The sequence below is a fragment of the Rhodospirillaceae bacterium genome (genome assembly GCA_002746255.1).
In the GTDB taxonomy this organism is placed as follows: Bacteria; Pseudomonadota; Alphaproteobacteria.
This window is the reverse complement of sequence record NVWO01000003.1, coordinates 24,045-41,635: the sequence shown is the minus strand read 5'-3', so window position 1 is coordinate 41,635 and position 17,591 is coordinate 24,045. Positions and strand designations below refer to the sequence as shown.

At 58.1% G+C, this 17,591-nt stretch carries 18 protein-coding genes and 1 tRNA gene; 13 read left to right on the top strand and 6 right to left on the bottom strand.

Going from position 1 to position 17,591, the window contains the following annotated elements; translation table 11 throughout:
* Window positions 1–2 precede the first annotated feature (2 nt).
* From COA65_03065 to COA65_03055, 3 genes are all read right to left on the bottom strand, one after another.
* A complete protein-coding gene (locus COA65_03065; GenBank protein PCJ60687.1) occupies window positions 3–824 on the bottom strand; it encodes a hypothetical protein in 822 nt (273 codons plus the stop codon).
* 226 nt (window positions 825–1,050) lie between these two features.
* Entirely contained in the window at window positions 1,051–2,610 is a 1,560-nt protein-coding gene (locus COA65_03060; protein PCJ60686.1) for a hypothetical protein, read from the bottom strand.
* Between the two features lie 236 nt (window positions 2,611–2,846).
* Window positions 2,847–2,936 (bottom strand) — tRNA-Ser (locus tag COA65_03055).
* Window positions 2,937–3,108: 172 nt separating this feature from the next.
* Here COA65_03055 and rplU point away from each other — a divergent pair.
* The 13 genes from rplU (at window position 3,109) to COA65_02990 (ending at window position 14,823) form a co-directional block, all read left to right on the top strand.
* Window positions 3,109–3,609 carry a 50S ribosomal protein L21 gene (rplU, locus tag COA65_03050; protein PCJ60685.1) on the top strand — a complete coding sequence of 167 codons (501 nt, stop codon included), beginning with the start codon at window positions 3,109–3,111 and terminating at the stop codon, window positions 3,607–3,609.
* An 18-nt stretch (window positions 3,610–3,627) separates the two neighbouring features.
* Window positions 3,628–3,882: a 50S ribosomal protein L27 gene (locus COA65_03045; GenBank protein PCJ60684.1), complete on the top strand. Its 255-nt coding sequence runs from the start codon at window positions 3,628–3,630 to the stop codon at window positions 3,880–3,882.
* An 89-nt stretch (window positions 3,883–3,971) separates the two neighbouring features.
* Window positions 3,972–5,003, top strand: a complete 1,032-nt coding sequence (gene obgE, locus COA65_03040; protein PCJ60683.1) for a GTPase ObgE — start codon at window positions 3,972–3,974, stop codon at window positions 5,001–5,003.
* A 35-nt stretch (window positions 5,004–5,038) separates the two neighbouring features.
* The gene (locus tag COA65_03035) at window positions 5,039–6,142 is read left to right on the top strand and encodes a glutamate 5-kinase (GenBank protein PCJ60794.1); all 1,104 of its coding nucleotides are present in this window, start codon (window positions 5,039–5,041) and stop codon (window positions 6,140–6,142) included.
* Window positions 6,143–6,206: 64 nt separating this feature from the next.
* On the top strand, window positions 6,207–7,448 hold the full coding sequence (locus COA65_03030; protein PCJ60682.1) for a glutamate-5-semialdehyde dehydrogenase: 1,242 nt from the start codon (window positions 6,207–6,209) through the stop codon (window positions 7,446–7,448).
* Window positions 7,449–7,450: 2 nt separating this feature from the next.
* Complete coding sequence (locus COA65_03025; GenBank protein ID PCJ60681.1) at window positions 7,451–8,155, top strand: nicotinic acid mononucleotide adenylyltransferase; 705 nt, start codon at window positions 7,451–7,453, stop codon at window positions 8,153–8,155.
* 41 nt (window positions 8,156–8,196) lie between these two features.
* Window positions 8,197–8,538 (top strand): ribosome silencing factor, encoded by a 342-nt coding sequence (gene rsfS, locus COA65_03020; protein PCJ60793.1) that lies wholly within the window; start codon window positions 8,197–8,199, stop codon window positions 8,536–8,538.
* Window positions 8,539–8,548: 10 nt separating this feature from the next.
* Window positions 8,549–9,022 (top strand): 23S rRNA (pseudouridine(1915)-N(3))-methyltransferase RlmH, encoded by a 474-nt coding sequence (locus tag COA65_03015; GenBank protein PCJ60680.1) that lies wholly within the window; start codon window positions 8,549–8,551, stop codon window positions 9,020–9,022.
* An 88-nt stretch (window positions 9,023–9,110) separates the two neighbouring features.
* The gene (locus COA65_03010; GenBank protein ID PCJ60792.1) at window positions 9,111–10,682 is read left to right on the top strand and encodes a phosphoglycerate mutase (2,3-diphosphoglycerate-independent); all 1,572 of its coding nucleotides are present in this window, start codon (window positions 9,111–9,113) and stop codon (window positions 10,680–10,682) included.
* Window positions 10,683–10,686: 4 nt separating this feature from the next.
* Complete coding sequence (locus COA65_03005) at window positions 10,687–11,859, top strand: peptidase M23 (GenBank protein PCJ60679.1); 1,173 nt, start codon at window positions 10,687–10,689, stop codon at window positions 11,857–11,859.
* Window positions 11,859–13,133, top strand: a complete 1,275-nt coding sequence (locus COA65_03000; GenBank protein ID PCJ60678.1) for a peptidase S41 — start codon at window positions 11,859–11,861, stop codon at window positions 13,131–13,133. Before COA65_03005 ends, COA65_03000 begins: the two co-directional genes overlap by 1 nt.
* Window positions 13,134–13,162: 29 nt before the next feature.
* Window positions 13,163–14,314 (top strand): hypothetical protein, encoded by a 1,152-nt coding sequence (locus COA65_02995; protein PCJ60677.1) that lies wholly within the window; start codon window positions 13,163–13,165, stop codon window positions 14,312–14,314.
* Window positions 14,311–14,823 carry an RNA pyrophosphohydrolase gene (locus COA65_02990; GenBank protein ID PCJ60676.1) on the top strand — a complete coding sequence of 171 codons (513 nt, stop codon included), beginning with the start codon at window positions 14,311–14,313 and terminating at the stop codon, window positions 14,821–14,823. The genes COA65_02995 and COA65_02990 overlap by 4 nt, the downstream gene beginning before the upstream one ends.
* A gap of 14 nt (window positions 14,824–14,837) precedes the next feature.
* On the opposite strand, the gene COA65_02985 is transcribed toward COA65_02990, so the two are convergent.
* From COA65_02985 to atpD, 3 genes are all read right to left on the bottom strand, one after another.
* Window positions 14,838–15,647, bottom strand: a complete 810-nt coding sequence (locus COA65_02985) for a rubrerythrin family protein (protein PCJ60791.1) — start codon at window positions 15,645–15,647, stop codon at window positions 14,838–14,840.
* A gap of 100 nt (window positions 15,648–15,747) precedes the next feature.
* Window positions 15,748–16,155 carry an ATP synthase F1 subunit epsilon gene (atpC, locus tag COA65_02980; GenBank protein ID PCJ60675.1) on the bottom strand — a complete coding sequence of 136 codons (408 nt, stop codon included), beginning with the start codon at window positions 16,153–16,155 and terminating at the stop codon, window positions 15,748–15,750.
* Window positions 16,156–16,166: 11 nt separating this feature from the next.
* On the bottom strand, window positions 16,167–17,588 hold the full coding sequence (gene atpD / locus COA65_02975) for a F0F1 ATP synthase subunit beta (GenBank protein ID PCJ60674.1): 1,422 nt from the start codon (window positions 17,586–17,588) through the stop codon (window positions 16,167–16,169).
* Window positions 17,589–17,591 lie beyond the last annotated feature (3 nt).

Genomic DNA, 17,591 nt, shown 5'->3' with positions numbered 1-17,591 from the left:
GTTCACCGGACGGGCAGATAGCCGCTTTGTACGACGAGGCGCTGCCCCTCCACAGAAAGAAGGAAGGCCACGAAGGCGCGCGTTTTGGGAGAGGCGTTTTTCGGCACCAGAAGGTTTAACGTCCGGCGGATCGGATAGCTGCCGTTGCGGACATGTTCAAGGGTCGGCAAAATGGCATGGCCCGCCTCGCCGATGGCGATGGCGCGCACCGCGTCGTTCAGCCAGGCATTGGAAAGCATGCCGATGGCCTTGTCGCTTTGGGCGATCAGGGTCCGCTCCTCGTTGTTGGAACCGGCGACGATTGTGGCACCGCTTGCGCGCGCCGTCTCGTTTCCCAGGACGGCTTTCGCAAAGACATGCCGGGTGCCGCGCGACATTTCCTTGTCGATCACCAGAATGGGCGCGTCCGGACCGCCAAGCGCCTTCCAGTTGCGTGTCTTGCCGCGATAGATATCGGCAATCCGGGCCAGGGATAGCCGGTGCACGCCGCCGACATACACGGCTTTGGAAACGGCCACCGCCACCGCATCTCTGGCGATGGGGATGACGTCGGCGTTTCCGGCCAGCTTCTGCACTTCGGTTTTCGTCAACGCACGCGAAGCCATGCCGATCTGTGCCGAGCGCTGAAGGATGGAACCGATGCCAACGCCGGATCCGCCACCGGAAATCGTAAGGGTGAGGCCCGGATGGTTTTTGCGGAACGCCTTTGCCGCCATGGCGACGACCGGCAGGACGGTTGTGGATCCGGCAATGTGGATGGTTTCGGCGAAAGCTGGCGAGGCAAACAGGGCCGCGAAAAGAACGCCTGCGGCAAAGCGTCGAATCGGCGTGACGTTCAGCCTGAAGCCTTAACTATAGCTTTGTTCTTAGAACTCACCCTTGAGTCTGACGAGGTGCTGACCTCGCCTTCGCGGGCTGATCCCTCAAACTTAGCGGTTTCCTTCATCCAGTCGGGCCAGTTCTCCATTTCTTTGCGAGATTCCTCTATTCGATGGCCCAACCAACCGCGCTTTTGCATAGCTCACCCCTGTGTGTTACCCGAGTCACTGTCTACTTTTCCCACGAAAGCCCCGCGCCCTGCAACCAGTTTGGAATCGCCGCCGCAACGTTTGTCTCAATAGAGATATAGGTTGCTTGAAACCTCCGTACTCGCGGACTGGCATCAGATGACTCCCAATGAATGGCCTCACCTCCTTGCTTCTTTCTCTTACCATTCATTCGAAAAAGTTGGTCATATCTTTGCGGGGCAACCCCGACGAAGGCTTGAAAATTCACCTTGTCATCAACGAGGTCGAGTTTATCTACAATCACGGAATCAGAATATAAATTCTGTGTTTTACTTTTTGGATAAGGCTCAATGAAAACAACACGTGTTATACCGGAAGCTATAATCAGCCGAGCACACAGATGACAAGGAAAGGCCGTACAGTACAGAACCGTGTCCATTGTTCGAACTCCACGCCGAGCGGCATCCGTTATGGCCCCCATCTCTGCGTGAAGGACACGACCAAATTCCAACAAACTAGTGATTTGGGCACCCTTCAGTTGCCCTGAAAGGAGATCGTCTGCAAGCTTGCCAGAGTCTCGTTTGGGTGACTGTTTCTTAAGAAGCCCGGCCTCCTTCAGTCTTTCAAGCGTCTCGGCAAAGATTTCCCTTTTTGCCTGTTCGCTGGGATCGTGACCAAACAACTCAAAATCCCGGCCATCGGGCTCATCGCCACTCCAATAAACTCCGCCTCCTGACTTAGGGGTGTCGTTGCAGCCCAACGCAATAATTTCACCTTCTTTGGTTGCCAGTGCAGCACCAACTTGACGTGAGAGGTCGGCTGATCTGCGCGCAGTTGCGGCAGCCTGATACATGCCAAATTCATCCCGCGAAGGCGTCAGAAAATGATTCCCGAACAAAATTTCGATGAACCGACGAAGGTTCTCGCGCAGGCTTTTACGGTTGCTGGCCTCCACAAAGCAATCTGCAAGTGGGAATGCGCCTTCGACGTTCTGTCCGAGAGCTTTTCCTTCTTCAGCTTCGTCGGTTTCTATCAGATTAGCAGCGATTGTTTTGAGCTTCGCTTTATCAGTACCCGGTTTAGACTTCGCGAGCAGATTCGTTAAGTCCCATTCCCGTTTCTGCTTTGGGGCATATGCAGAAATGCTGATAAAGCCGTCGCCATAAACGTCTCGAAGATCCTGGATCTCGTCTCTGTGCTTCAATGATCGGAGTATGAACGCGCGCCTAGTGTCGGGCCTTGTTGCGGAGCCTGTAATCTTTTCACGTTCTCGTTGAATGGCAGCGACAGCTAAGCGGGCCAAGATCCCACCTACCTCTGTACGCGATCGGACTTCTGTGCCAGCTTTCATATAAGAACGTATTCGCTCGTCCTCTGGCCCTTTCTTCTTCAATTTCGTGTTGAGCCCTTGGACCTCATTCAGGAGGTCACTCAATCGAATCAAAGTTGATTGATAGCCCACTCGCTGAAGCTCATCTCGGAGTATCTTGATCATCTGATTAAGATCGATTCCGAGTGGCGCAACGATCCCGAAAACCAGCTCTGGTCCCGGTTCAACCTTAAAAGGGTCGATCTGCTCACTTAGAGAAGTGTTGGTGGGCATGAAAGTCTAAGTTTCCGCACAAGAAAAAGCACACCAATCCAACGTATGCGGAGCTTAGTTTCGCGTCAAATGTGAAAACTCTTCGGCCTGATTGTTGTGGACATAAGCAAGTTCAATTTCTTGGTGCCATGCATCGCTGAGTACGAGGTTTGCAGTTCCTGATTTCAGCACTTCGTTCACGCTAAGTTCCGGCGCGGGTTTCGGGCTTCCAATGGCTTAATATTTAACAATAATTCTGGCGGAGGGGGTGGGATTCGAACCCACGGTACCCGCGAAGGCACAACGGTTTTCGAGACCGCCCCGATCGACCACTCTGGCACCCCTCCTACCGGGCGGGGGAGCCTAGCGGGGCCAGGGGTTCCCTGCAAGGCTCCCCGTCCCCGTTATAATTGAGGAGGGCAGGGGAAAGCGTTGACAATTCTAGGTCGCGCGGTATATTCCCGCGGCTTCCGGACATTCCATAAAATCACCCTCATCCGGCTGAAGAGCGGATTTCTTATGTACGCAGTACTACGCACTGGCGGAAAACAATATCGGGTTTCGGCGAACGACGTGATTACCGTCGAAAAACTGCCTGGAGAAGAGGGCGGTTTTATCGAGTTTGGCGATGTTCTTATGATCGGCGACGGCAAGGCGACGACCCTTGGCACCCCCCTTCTTGAAGGCGCGCTTGTGACGGCGACGATTCTTGAACAGGGCAGGGCCGACAAGATACTCGTTTTCAAGAAAAAACGGCGCCAGAATTACCGCAGGATGCACGGCCATCGTCAGTCCGAAACCGTCCTTCGGATCAATGAGGTGTTGTTGCCAGGGGCGGAACGCAAGCCACAGAAGGCCGCAGCGAAGGCAAAAGCGCCCGCGGCGACGGCAAAAGCGCCCGCGGAGACGGCAAAAGCGCCTGCGGCCAAGGAAAAATCGCCTGCGGCGAAGGAAAAAGCGCCTGCGGCGAAGGCAAAAGCGCCCGCGGCAAAGGCAAAAGCGCCCGCGGCGAAGAAGTAAGAAGCAAGGGGATACGGCATGGCACATAAAAAAGCAGGCGGTAGTTCGCGCAATGGTCGCGATTCGGCGGGCCGCCGTCTCGGCGTCAAGCGCTTTGGTGGCGAGGCTGTGGTTCCCGGCAACATTCTTATTCGCCAGCGTGGAACAAAAGTGCATCCTGGCCTGAATGTCGGCATGGGCAAGGACCACACGATTTTCGCCATCAGCGAAGGCCATGTGCGTTTCCACGCCAGCGGCAAGCGCACCTACATTTCCGTGGACCCGCTTGGCTAGGCTTTCCCGCGGGATGGGTATAACCGGGGGAGTGGGTTACCATTCCCCTTTTTTAATGCCCGTTTTTCGCATGGAAAGAGAGAACGGCGATGCGATTTCTCGACCAGGCAAAAATTCATCTTCAAAGCGGCAAGGGCGGCGATGGCTGTATCAGTTTTCGCCGTGAAAAATGCGTCGAATTTGGCGGACCCAACGGCGGCGATGGCGGGCGCGGCGGCGCGGTCTATGGCGAGGCCGTGGCCGGCCTGAACACGCTGATCGACTATCGCTACAAGCAGCATTTCAAGGCCGAAGGGGGCCATAACGGGTCGGGGCACGAACGCACGGGCCGAGGCGGTAAAGACATTGTTATGGCGCTGCCCATCGGCACCCAGATTTTCGAAGAAGACAACGAAACGCTGATTGCCGATTTCACGAAGGTGGGACAACGCTGCCTGCTGCTTTCCGGTGGCGGCGGCGGTCGCGGCAACGTGCATTTTAAATCCTCGACGAATCAGGCACCGCGTCAGTCGACGCCGGGCGGCGTGTACCAAGAGAAATGGGTCTGGATTCGCCTGAAACTTTTGGCGGATGCCGGGCTTGTCGGGCTGCCGAACGCGGGAAAGTCCAGCTTTCTTGCCACCGTGACTCATGCGCGGCCAAAAATTGCGGCCTATCCCTTTACGACGCTGAAACCCATGCTTGGCGTCATCTATGCCGCGGGCGAGGAATTTGTTCTGGCCGATATTCCGGGCTTGATCGAAGGGGCCCATGAAGGCGTCGGCCTTGGCGATCGTTTTCTTGGTCACATTGAGCGCTGCCGCGTGCTGCTTCATCTGGTCGACGGCACCCAGGACGATGTCGCCCTTGCCTACCGGACCATTCGGGAGGAACTTACGCGTTATGGCCATGGTCTGGCCGACAAGAAGGAGGTTGTTGCTTTAAGCAAATGCGATTTGCTGACGCCGGAAGAAATCACCCGGCAGTGCGAGGCGCTTGCGAAGGCGGCAGATAAAGACGTGTACGCACTTTCAACCGCCACCAAGGCCCATGTGGATGATGTGCTGGCGCGTCTTCTCTTTGACGTTCGCAGTGCCGTGTCGGAGGCATCTTCCGGGCAGAAAGAAGCGTGGTCGCCATGAGAGCCGCAACCCACGCCCATCGTCTCGTCAAGGGCATGGAAAAAGGAAAGCGGATCGTCGTCAAGATCGGGTCGGCCCTTCTTATGGCAAAAGACGATGGCGGGCTTTGTCAGGACTGGCTTGATGCCATCGCCGCTGATCTTGCGACGTGGCAGGCACAGGGCCGGGAGATTTTTATCGTTTCGTCGGGCGCGATTGCCGCTGGGCGCGCGCCGCTCGGCCTTGGACGGGGGGAACTTCGGCTGGAGGAATATCAGGCGGCTGCCGCCGCCGGGCAGGCGCGGCTTGCCCATGCCTGGCAGGAAGCGCTGGCACCGCACGGCATCCCCATTGCCCAGGTGCTGCTGACGTTGGAAGACACCGAAGATCGTCGGCGCTATCTGAACGCCAGGACGACGTTGAACACGCTGCTTGTTCTTGGCGCGATTGCGGTCATCAACGAGAACGACACGGTGACGACGGAAGAAATTCGTTTTGGTGACAACGATCGCCTGGCGGCGCGCGTTGCCCAGATGGTCAGCGCCGATACGCTGGTTCTGCTTTCTGATATCGATGGCCTTTATAGCGCCGACCCGAAACGCCATGCCGAGGCGCGCCATTTGGACGAGGTGCGTGACATCACGCCCGAGATCGAAGCGATGGCGGGCGCGACGACGCTGGCCTACGGCACGGGCGGCATGGTGACAAAATTGCAGGCCGCGCGCATTGCCATGGCGGCCGGTTGCCGGATGGTGATTGCTGACGGTCGCGGTTTGCATCCCTTGCAGGCCCTGGACGCGGGTGCCAAATGCACCTGGTTTCTACCCTCTGCGGGGCCAAAGCAGGCGCGCAAACAATGGATCGAAGGCGGCCTTCGTCCATGCGGAAATGTCACGGTCGATGCGGGCGCGGCAGCGGCTCTAAAAGATGGCAAAAGCTTGCTGCCTGCTGGCGTCACCCGGGTGGAAGGAAATTTTGCGCGTGGCGATACGGTCATTGTACAGGGAAGCGATGGCGAAGAAATTGCGCGCGGGCTTATCGCCTATTCGATGGTGGATGCGGCGCGCATTCTTGGGCACAAAAGCCGTGATATTGCGGCACTTCTCGGCTACCGTGGACGCGATGAAATGATCCATCGCGACGACCTCGTGCTGCGTTGAGACCAGGAGGACAGGCGCGTTGAGCGTAGCAAAATCAAATTCGGAAGATGAATTGAGGGCGCGCATGGCGGCCCTTGGCCGGGACGCGCGCGAGGCGGCGGACGCCTTGGCGCGTGCGCCTGAAAAGGCGAAAACCGCAGCGCTTCTTGCCGCCGCTGCCGCCATCCGTGCAAACGCCGCCGAAATCCTTTCGGCAAACGAACAAGACGTTGGTGAAGCAAAACAGCAGCCGGAAATCACCAAGGCCTTTCTTGATCGGTTGCAACTCGACGAATCCCGTGTCGAGGCCATGGCCGCCAGCCTTGAAGCGATTGCCGCCCTGGACGATCCCATCGGTGACGTGCTGGCGGAGTGGACGCGTCCGAACGGTCTTCGCATTCGCCGTGTGCGCGTTCCCCTTGGCGTTATCGGTGTGATTTTTGAGGCGCGCCCGAATGTTACAGCGGACGCCGCCGGCCTGTGCCTGAAGGCGGGCAACGCCATTCTTCTTCGCCCCGGGTCCGAATGTTTTCATTCGGCTATCGCCATCCTGAAAGCGTTGCAGCACGGTTTAAAACGTGCCGATCTGCCGGCGGCGGCTATACAGATTGTGCCCACCCGGGACCGCGCCGCCGTTGGCGAGATGCTTCGGATGACCGAGACGATTGACGTGATCGTGCCGCGCGGTGGCAAGTCGTTGATTGAACGCGTGGTCCGGGAAAGCCGGATTCCTGTCTTCCGGCATCTCGATGGCATTTGCCACGTCTTCATTGATCGCGGTGCCGATCTGGCGAAGGCGCGCGCGATTGCGGTGAATGCGAAGATGCGCCGCCCTGGTATTTGCGGCGCGATGGAAACGCTTTTGATCGACGCGACGGTGGCGGAACGGTTTTTGCCGCCGATTCTGGACGATCTGGCGAAGGCCGGTTGCACGATTCGCGGCGACGAAAAAACACGCGCGCTTTACCCGGCGGCCCTGGTGGCGACGGAAGCGGATTGGACGACGGAATATCTGGACGCGATCCTTTCCGTGCGTGTGGTCGATGACGTGGATGCGGCGATTGCGCACATCAATCATTATGGTTCACAGCACACGGATTCAATCGTGACCGAGGATCGTGCTGCGGCGGCAAAATTTCTGGATCGCGTGGACAGCGCAATTGTCATGCAGAACACCTCGACGCAATTCGCCGATGGCGGCGAATTTGGCATGGGGGCCGAGATCGGCATTGCGACGGGACGCTTGCACGCGCGGGGGCCCGTTGGTGTCGAACAATTGACCACCTATAAATACCACGTCCTTGGCGATGGGCAGGTGCGCCCCTGAACGTGCAAGATGAAAGTGGCGTTTTTATCGCATCGGTTCGGCGCCCCAATTTGCGCGTCGGGCTTCTTGGTGGTTCGTTCAACCCGGCCCATGATGGGCACCGCCATATCAGCCTGCTTGCCATGCAGGCCCTGGCCCTCGATGAGGTGTGGTGGCTTGTTTCACCGCAGAATCCATTGAAGCCGGAAAAAGGCATGGCGTCGTTGGCAGAACGCGTGTCCGGTGCCAGGGCCATTGCCCGGCACCCCCGCATCCGGGTGACGGATCTCGAAGCGCAATTTGAAACCCGCTACACGATTGATACGCTTTGTGCCCTGCGGCGTGTTTTTCCCGGTTATCGCTTTGTCTGGTTGATGGGGGCGGACAATCTGGCCCAGATTTCCCGCTGGCGGGACTGGCGCGCAATTTTTGCAACCGTGCCCATTGCAGTTTTCAGCCGACCTTCTTATGCTTTTTCGGCGGCGACCGGGGTGGCGTCGCGGCATTACGGGAAGGCCTGTCTTCCAGAGCGTTTTGCGAAAAACCTGGCGGACCGGAAACCTCCGGCCTGGGTTTTCCTCAAGACGGCGCAAAGTCCTGTGTCTGCGACGCGGTTGCGTGGGCACGGTTTCGGTCGTGGGGCCGGGCATGGTTCCGGGCGTGGGGCCACATTTTTTCGGTCTGGGGCGGGGCATCCCCCCGGGCGATCAGGAGGCAAGCCATACTAAATAAAAAAAAACCTATTTCTTCCGAGAAAGCAGGAGAAATCATTCGGGCCTCTCTTGAGGACGACAAGGCAGAAGATATTGTTGTCATCGAGCTTGAAGGAAAATCCAACATCGCGGATCGCATGATGATCGCCACCGGTCAGTCCTCCCGGCAGATCGGGGCCATGGCGCAGCACATCGTCGAGAAGCTGAAGGCGGAAGGCTTTGAAACCGTGCCGGTCGAAGGCCTGCAGCAAGGAGATTGGGTTCTGCTTGATGCCTTTGACACGATTGTTCACCTTTTCCGGCCTGAGGTGCGCGACTTTTACAATCTCGAAAAAATATGGGATTTGCCGATGTCGGATTCGGAACAGGCCACCGGTGTGACCGGGTCGGGGTCTTAAGAGACGCCGGATGGCCTTTGCCATTCACATCCTCGCCGTCGGGCGCGCGCGCCAAGGCCCCGAGGGCAGCCTTTTCGATACCTATGCCAGACGGATGTCCTGGCCGATCACCCTTGAAGAAGTCGATATAAAAGCGAAATTGCCGCCGGCCCGGCGCAAGGCGATGGAAACGGCAAAGCTTCTTTCCCTGGTTCCGGCAGGTGCCATTGTTGTTGCCCTGGACGCAGGCGGCACGCCGCTTTCCAGCGAGGGGTTTGCGGACAGGCTCTGCCATTGGCGGGACGAAGGGACCCAGGCCCTTTGCCTGCTGATCGGTGGGGCCGATGGGTTGGATCGCGCCGCCTTTGAGCGGGCGAATTTTGTGCTCTCCCTGGGGCCGATGATCTGGCCCCATCTGCTTGTGCGCACCATGCTTGCCGAACAGCTTTACCGCGCCCAGCAGATTTTGCTGGGCCATCCCTATCACCGCGGCGCCGGCGCGTAAAAAGAACCGGCCTTGCTGGCGCATTTCCGGCGTCGGGCTACCGCCGCCCCGGGATTTCCCCTATACAACCCGAATGACCACAATCGCCATGCCAACAGCCAAAAAACGCCGCCCTGTCGTGCTTTGCATCCTTGACGGATGGGGCCACCGTGAGGCGCGTGAGATGAACGCGATTGCCATGGCCCAAACGCCGAACTGGGACCGGTTTCTGGCGGCCTGCCCCCATGGGTTGTTGCAGGCATCCGAAAGCCATGTGGGTCTGCCCGCCGGGCAGATGGGCAATTCGGAAGTCGGCCACATGAATTTGGGTGCCGGGCGCGTCGTTCCCCAGAACCTGCCCCGGATTGATGCGGCAATCAAGGACGGCAGCCTTGCCGGAAACGCCGACCTTCAGGCCTTCATCGCCAGGCTTTTGGCACGTGGTGGCACCTGCCATCTGATGGGGTTGCTTTCGCCGGGCGGTGTGCATTCCCACCAGGCACAGATTCTTTTTCTGGTGCGAACGCTTGCCGCAGCGGGCGTGAAGGTGGCGCTGCACGTCTTCCTCGATGGCCGCGACACGCCGCCGCAAAGCGCGAAGGCGTATCTTGAAGCCTTTCTGGCGGAAGCCGGAGCGTTGCCCGGTTTTCGGGTTGCCACCCTTTGCGGGCGCTATTACGCGATGGATCGCGACAACCGTTGGGAGCGGACGGAAAAGGCTTACCGCGTCCTTGCTGAAGGTCACGGCGTGGCAGCCGTTGATCCGGTGGCCGCGATTGCAAAAAGCTATGCCAAAGGCGTGACCGACGAATTTGTTCGCCCGGTCGCCATCAAAGGGCATGAGGGCATCCACGAAGGCGATGGCGTGTTGATAGCGAATTTCCGGGCGGATCGCGTTCGACAGATATTCGCCGCCTTGCTCGATCCGGATTTTGACCATTTCAAGCGCCAGCAAAGCGTTCCGCAGATACCGGCCATTGGCCTGACGGAATATTCAAAAGATCTAAGCGCGTTCCACGCTGTCCTTTTTCCAAACACGGAACTGAAGGGAATTCTCGGCGAGGTCGTGGCGGCGGCCGGGAAAACGCAGCTTCGTATCGCCGAGACGGAAAAATACGCCCATGTGACCTTTTTCCTGAACGGTGGCCGCGAGAAATGTTTTCCTGGCGAGGAGCGAATTCTGGTGCCGTCGCCAAAAGTCGCCACCTACGATCTGCAACCAGAAATGTCGGCCCATGAGGTGACGAACCGCCTGGTTGAAGCGATCAATGCGTCCCGGTTTGATCTGGTCGTTGTGAATTACGCAAATGGTGACATGGTTGGCCATACGGGCAAACTTGCGGCGGCAATTGCGGCGGTAGAGACGCTCGATGGCTGCCTTGGGCGGCTGGCGGCTGCCCTGGTCCAGGCCGGCGGCGTGCTTCTGATTACCGCCGACCATGGCAATGTCGAGAAAATGGAAGATGGAATCAGCGGCGAACCGCACACGGCCCATACCCTGGGGCCCGTTCCCATTGTGATGGTGAACGGACCCAAGGCGTCGCTTGCCGACGGCACGCTTGCCGACGTCGCGCCAACCCTGCTTGAATTGCTTGGGTTGCCGCAACCAAAGGAGATGACCGGCCATTCGCTTCTTGTTTCCAATCGCGCCGGCGTATCGGTGCCCTCTGCGAAGGCATAGCCGCATGTGGCGATATCGCATGGGGGCTGGCGCTGTCTTGCTCGTCCTGATTTTGCTAGGCCTGGCCTTGCCGGCGCGGGGCGAAAGTCCGGGGCAGAAGCTGCGCGATGTTGAGCGTGCCATGGAGGAAGGTCTTGGCCGCAAAGCGACGCTTGAGAAAAAAGCCGACGCGCTCGCGAAAAACATTCGAACCATCCGCAAGGGAATGATCGCCGCGGCGCGCAATGCACAGGAACGCGAGGAAAACGTTTCTTCCCTTGAAAGCCGGCTTGGCGGGCTTGAGGCCAAACTTTCCGAGCGACGGCACGCGTTGCAACAAAAGCACAATCAATTCGGAAATGTTTTTGCAGCCCTTGAACGGTTGGCGCTTGTTCCGCAGGAAGCGGTTCTTGTCTTGCCGGCGCGTTCCATCGACACCGTTCGCAGCATTCAGCTTATTCGTTATGCCATTCCGAGGATCGAATCGAAAGCCGGCGCTTTGCGTCGCGAGCTTGCGATTTTCTCAAGCTTGCGCGCGGAAATCGGACGCCGGCAGGACGATCTGGYGCAAGAGACAAAGGCCCTTTCGAAAGAACGGAAACAGCTTGGGCGGTTGCTTGCACGCAAGCAGTCGCTGAAAAAGAGGACGCGCGCGGAAAGCAAAAAGGAAATTGYACGGCTGCGTAAATTAGGCGAACAGGCGAAAGACCTTCGCGAACTTCTGGCACGGCTGGAACGCGCGCGGAAAACCGAGGCGTTTTCGCCCCTGCCCATAGAAGCCATTCCCTCCTTCCGGGCTGCGCGCGGGACGCTTCCCCTGCCGGCGCGTGGGAGGCTTGTTCGCCAGTATGGCGAGCAAACGGAGCTGGGCATGTCCAGCAAGGGCATTCAGATCGAAACCCGGAAATCTGCCCAGGTTATTGCCCCTTTCGATGGCCAGATCGTCTTCGCGGGCCTCTTTCGTGGGTATGGGCGGCTCTTGATCATCCGCCACAGCGAGGGCTATCATACTCTACTGGCTGGATTATTCCGGATTGACGGGGCCGTGGGCCAATGGGTGCTTGCCGGGGAGCCCGTAGGGATCATGGGACACCCGGCACATGGAAGCCCGGCTCTCTACGTCGAACTGCGTCGTAAAGGCCAATCCATCGACCCGCTGCCATGGCTGGCGGCAGGAAAAAACAAGGTTAGCGGATAATGCGTATTTTTGTTCTGGTGGCTACTGTTGCGGTGGCGTTTCTGTTTTCCGTAACGCTTGAGGCAAAAGAAAAAGACTCTGACGAGACGTACCGCCAACTAGGCCTGCTGGGCGAGGTGTTTGAGCGTGTCCGCACGAGCTATGTCGATGAGGTGGAAGACAAGGAACTGATCGAGGCGGCCATCAACGGCATGCTGATCTCCCTTGATCCCCACTCCGGCTATCTCAACCCGAAAGATTTCGAAGACATGCAGGTCCGTACCCGTGGTGAGTTTGGCGGCCTTGGCATTGAAGTCACGATGGAAAACGGTTTCGTAAAGGTCGTGTCGCCGATTGACGATACGCCGGCCTATCGCGCGGGCATTCAGACCGGCGACTACATCACGCATCTTGATGACCAGCCGGTCATGGGGCTAACGCTACAACAGGCGGTTGAACAAATGCGGGGCGACGTCGGCAAAAAAATCAAATTGACCATTCGCCGTGAGGGAAGCGATCGGATCGATGTAACCATTACGCGCGCAAAAATTAAAATTAAATCCGTTCGTTCGCGAATGGAAGGCGATATCGGTTACGTCCGCGTCAGTTCATTTAACGAACAGACGGAAAGCAATCTCGAAAAAGCGATTGCAAAATTTCGAAAAGAGAAAGGCGGCAATCTGCAAGGCCTTGTCCTGGACCTTCGCAACAACCCCGGCGGTCTTCTGGATCAGGCCATCGCCGTTTCCGATGCGTTTCTTGAGAAGGGCGAGATTGTTTCGACGCGCGGCCGATCGATGGAGGATGTGCAACGGTTTAGTGCGCGCTCTGGTGATTTGGTAGACGGTCTGCCGATTGTTGTTTTGATCAATGGTGGTTCGGCGTCGGCTTCGGAAATCGTTGCCGGTGCGCTTCAGGATCACCATCGGGCGATCGTGCTCGGCACCCGCTCCTTTGGCAAAGGGTCCGTGCAAACCATTGTCCCGCTTGGGAAATATGGCGCTATGCGCTTGACGACGGCGCGTTACTATACGCCATCTGGGCGCTCCATTCAGGCGAAGGGGATCGATCCCGATATTCTTGTCGAACCGGCGCGGCTTGAAAAGCTGAAAGCCGTTGAACGTTCGCGCGAGGAAAATTTGCGGGGTGCCTTGACGAACGAAGAGGCGAGCCCGAAAACGAAAAAGCCTGAAAAAAAGGAAGCGGCGTTGAAAGATTACCAATTGCTGCGCGCCCTTGATCTCATTCGGGGCGTCTCCCTTTATTCAGACTGGCTTCAACGGCCGCCCTCCTGAGATCCCTCTTGCGACAGTCAGGAAAGAAGATGCGTTACCGACCGACAGAAACCAAAAACGGTATGAGTCTTCTTGCAACAAGCTGGGCCATCCTGATTTTGCTGATTGGCGGCGGCATCGGCTGGCTTTTCGTCGTTGGAGAACAGCCGGCATCGGAGCGACATAAAATTTCGGCAGGCATCACTGTAAAGCTGCCGCCACCCCTGTTGAGAATACCACCGGCAATACCACCGGCAGTGGTTACGCCGGAAAGCGCGGCACAAGAAATGCCCGCGCCTGTGACGCCTGAGCCCGAAGCGCCCGAGGTTGAAGCGGCGATGCCGGAGCCTTTGCGCCCGGCGACCGATATATCCCTGTCGCCGATACCGGATCCCGACCTTGTCGAAGAAGGCCAAAAAGGGCCTTTGCCGACGATCGCAAGCGATGGGCGCCAACCCTGGCAAGTCTATGCCCGGCCTTTCGATCAGACGGATGCGCGCCCGCGGATTGCGATTGTCGTCAACTGGCTGGGTTTAAGCGATGCGGCGACGGAAGGTGCCATTCAGGATCTTCCCGGCACGGTCACCCTTGCCTTTGCGCCCTATGCGGAGAATTTGCTTTATTGGATGCGGCTCTCGCGGGTGGCGGGTCACGAGGCGCTGCTCAACCTGCCCATGGAGCCGCTGAACTATCCGGCAAACGATCCCGGTCCCCAGGCGCTGCTGACAAGCCTGAGCCCGGCGCGCAATCTCGACCGGCTTGAATGGACGCTTTCGCGCGTCGCCGGCTATGTGGGCGTGACAAATTACATGGGCTCGCGTTTTACGACGTCGGCGGAGGCGTTAAAGCCTGTTCTGAAGGTGCTGAAAAGCCGGGGCCTTCTCTTTCTCGACAGCCGCTCGTCTGCGCGCAGCCTGGTGCCACAGGTGGCCGATGAATTGGCGCTGCCCTGGGTGGCAAACAACCGCTTTCTTGATAACCAGGCTTCCAGAATTGCCATCGACCGGGAACTCGAAGCCCTTGAAATCCTCGCCCACCGCCAGGGCTATGCGGTCGGCATCGCTTTTCCCTATCCGGTCACCCTCGAACGGCTTGCGGCCTGGATTCCGACCCTGCAGAAAAAAGGCCTCGTCCTGGCCCCGGTCAGCGCGCTTGTCGGGGCCAAAAAGCCGGCTAAAAAGCCAGCCAAAAAACCAGAATGAGCACACAAGCGAAAGCCCCGGCTAAGCCTGAGGCAAAACCCTACCGGCTGGGCGTCGGCATGCTGCTTTTAAATCCGGCCGGTCGGGTCTTTGTCGGCAGTCGCATCGACATGCCGGGCGACGCGTGGCAAATGCCACAAGGGGGGATCGAACCCGGCGAGACGCCGGAAGAAGCCGCCTTGCGCGAGTTGCAAGAGGAAGTGGGTACGAACGCTGCGGAAATTATTGCCACAAGCAGGGATTGGTATTTTTACGACCTTCCCAAAACGCTTCTTCGAAAAATCTGGGGAGGAAGCTATCGCGGCCAGCAACAAAAATGGTTCGTTCTTCGGTTTCTGGGAGAGGATTGCGACATCTGCATCGATGGCGAACAGCCGGAATTTCGGGATTGGCGCTGGGCCGCCTTTGAAACGCTGCCCGATCTGGCCATTCCCTTCAAACGCCGGCTGTACGAAGGTCTGGTGACGGAATTTGCGCCCGTCATGCGGGAATTTTCAGAAAAGACGTAACGGACGGAACGGGGTCAGGTGCTGACGTTTTGCGCCCGCCAGCGCATGAAACGGTAGGCCAGCCGGGCAAGCAGGCGAAGCACATGCGCGTTCAGGTGCAGCGTTGCCGCCTTCATCGTCATCGCAATTGCGCGTTCCAAATGGCGCCGTTCCAAACAGCGATAGGTGCGTTGCATATAGGCGGCGTTGCTTTTCTTGCGCTCATAGGGTTCGGGTTCGTCATTGGCGCAGAAATAGGCAAAGGCCAGCTCGTCATCTTCCGATTCAAGGATGCGTCCAAAGGCAATGCGCAAACGAAAAAGCAGGCTTGGACGTTCAACCGCGCAATAACGCTTCATATGCGTGTAGAAAAGTTTGTAATGCCGAAATTCGTCGCCAGCGATGTTTTGACTGATTTTTTTCAGCACCGGCTCGTCCGATGCGTCGGCAATGGCAGAATAATTTGCGCTGGTTCCGACCTCGACCACGCAGCGCGCGATCAATTCCCCGGTGCGCGAGCCGCGAACCGACTGGGAAACTTCGAGGGGAATCTGGAAGCCCTCGGTAAAACGGCGGAAACTTTTCTCAAAATCAAAGCTGGAATCGGCCATTTCCGCCCAGCGGCGCAGCGCTTCGCCATGCTGGCATTCTTCAATAGCCCAATGGCGAACTGCCTGCTGAAATTCCGGGTCGTCGTGAAAGACGTTGCAGAGATAAACGGCGTAGTCATCTGCATTTCGTTCGACAAGGCTGGCCGCTTTGACGGTGCGAAGCAGATCCGGGTTCACCTTGCCGGGGTCAAATTTTTCCCAGGGAATATCGTCAAGCGCCCATTTTGCGGACATGCTGGCATCTCGTTTTTTCAGGCTTTGAAAAGTATAGATCGGGCGCATGGCTCTGCCAAGGAAGAGGCAGGCGGCTCTGGTGGGCAAAGCCGGGTGGCGGCTAGGCCTTTTCCCAGGAATTTATCGCCGTCAACATGGCCTCTGCGACGGCAAGTTCTCCCTGGGCGTTCGTGTCTTCAGCGTGAAGCCCAAGGTCGTCCTTTGCGTTCGCGAGGCGCTGTTCGATCTGCGTGCGGTCCATGTCGGCCATGGGCGTGACGTCCCTGGCCAGCACCGTGCACCGCGTCGGCGTCGCCTCTGCGAAGCCGCCAGTGATGAAAAGGCCTGTTTTCTCGCTGCCTTCCTCATGAATTTCGATGATGCCGGCGCGCATGCCTGAAAGTAGCGGCGCATGGCCCGGCAGCACGGCGAAATCCCCCTCTTCGCCCGGGACGACGACAAAATCGACGTTGCGGGAAATCAGAAGCTTTTCCGGGGAAACGAGCTCGAAAGCGACCTTGTCGGTCATGAATGCACTCCCTAGGCCGCTTCCGCGGCCATCTCCTTCGCCTTCGCGATCGCTTCGTCGATCGTGCCGACCATGTAGAAAGCCGCCTCCGGCAGGTCGTCATATTCGCCGGCAACGATGCCCTTGAAGCCCTTGATCGTTTCTTCGAGGGAGACGAAAACGCCGGACTTGCCGGTGAAGATTTCCGCCACGAAGAAGGGTTGGGACAGGAACCGCTGAATTTTACGGGCCCGCGCAACGGTGAGCTTGTCTTCTTCTGAAAGCTCGTCCATGCCGAGAATGGCGATGATGTCCTGAAGCGATTTGTAAGCCTGCAACACCACCTGGACGTCACGGGCGACCTTGTAATGTTCCTCGCCGACGATGCGCGGGTCCAGCATGCGGGAGGTCGAATCGAGAGGATCGACCGCCGGATAGATGCCAAGCTCGGCGATCTGGCGCGACAGCACGGTCGTCGCATCAAGATGGGCAAAGGACGTTGCCGGCGCCGGGTCCGTCAAGTCATCGGCTGGCACATAGATCGCCTGAACCGACGTGATGGAACCTTTTTTCGTCGTCGTGATGCGCTCCTGAAGCGTGCCCATGTCGGTGGCAAGGGTTGGCTGATAGCCAACCGCGCTGGGAATGCGGCCAAGAAGGGCGGAGACTTCGGAACCAGCCTGGGTAAAGCGGAAAATGTTGTCGACGAAGAAAAGAACGTCCTGCCCCTCTTCGTCGCGGAAATATTCCGCAACCGTCAGGCCGGAAAGGGCCACACGCGCGCGCGCGCCGGGAGGCTCGTTCATCTGGCCATAAACCAGCGCCGCCTTCGATCCCTCGCCGTCCAGCTTGATAACGCCGGACTCGATCATCTCGTGGTAAAGATCGTTCCCCTCACGCGTCCGTTCGCCAACGCCGGCAAAAACGGAAACGCCACCATGGGCCTTCGCGATGTTGTTGATGAGCTCCATGATAATGACGGTCTTGCCAACGCCGGCACCGCCGAACAGCCCGATCTTGCCGCCCTTCGCGTAAGGGGCCAGCAGGTCGACGACTTTGATGCCGGTGATGAGAATTTCCGCTTCCGTAGACTGATCCTGAAAACTTGGGGCAGAACGGTGAATCGGCAGTCTCTTTTTCGTCTTGATCGGGCCGCGCTCGTCGATGGGGTCGCCGATGACATTCATGATGCGACCGAGGGTTTCCGGTCCCACTGGCATGCTGATCGGCTCTCCGGTATCGGTCACTTTCTGACCGCGAACGAGCCCTTCCGCCGAATCCATTGCAATCGTGCGGACGGTTGATTCACCCAGATGCTGGGCAACTTCCAGAACCAGAAGGTTGCCGTGGTTGTCGCAATGAAGCGCGTTCAAAATACGTGGCAATTCGCCTTCGAACTGCACGTCAATGACGGCGCCAAGTACTTGTGTAATTTTACCGGTTTGTCCTGCCATGTT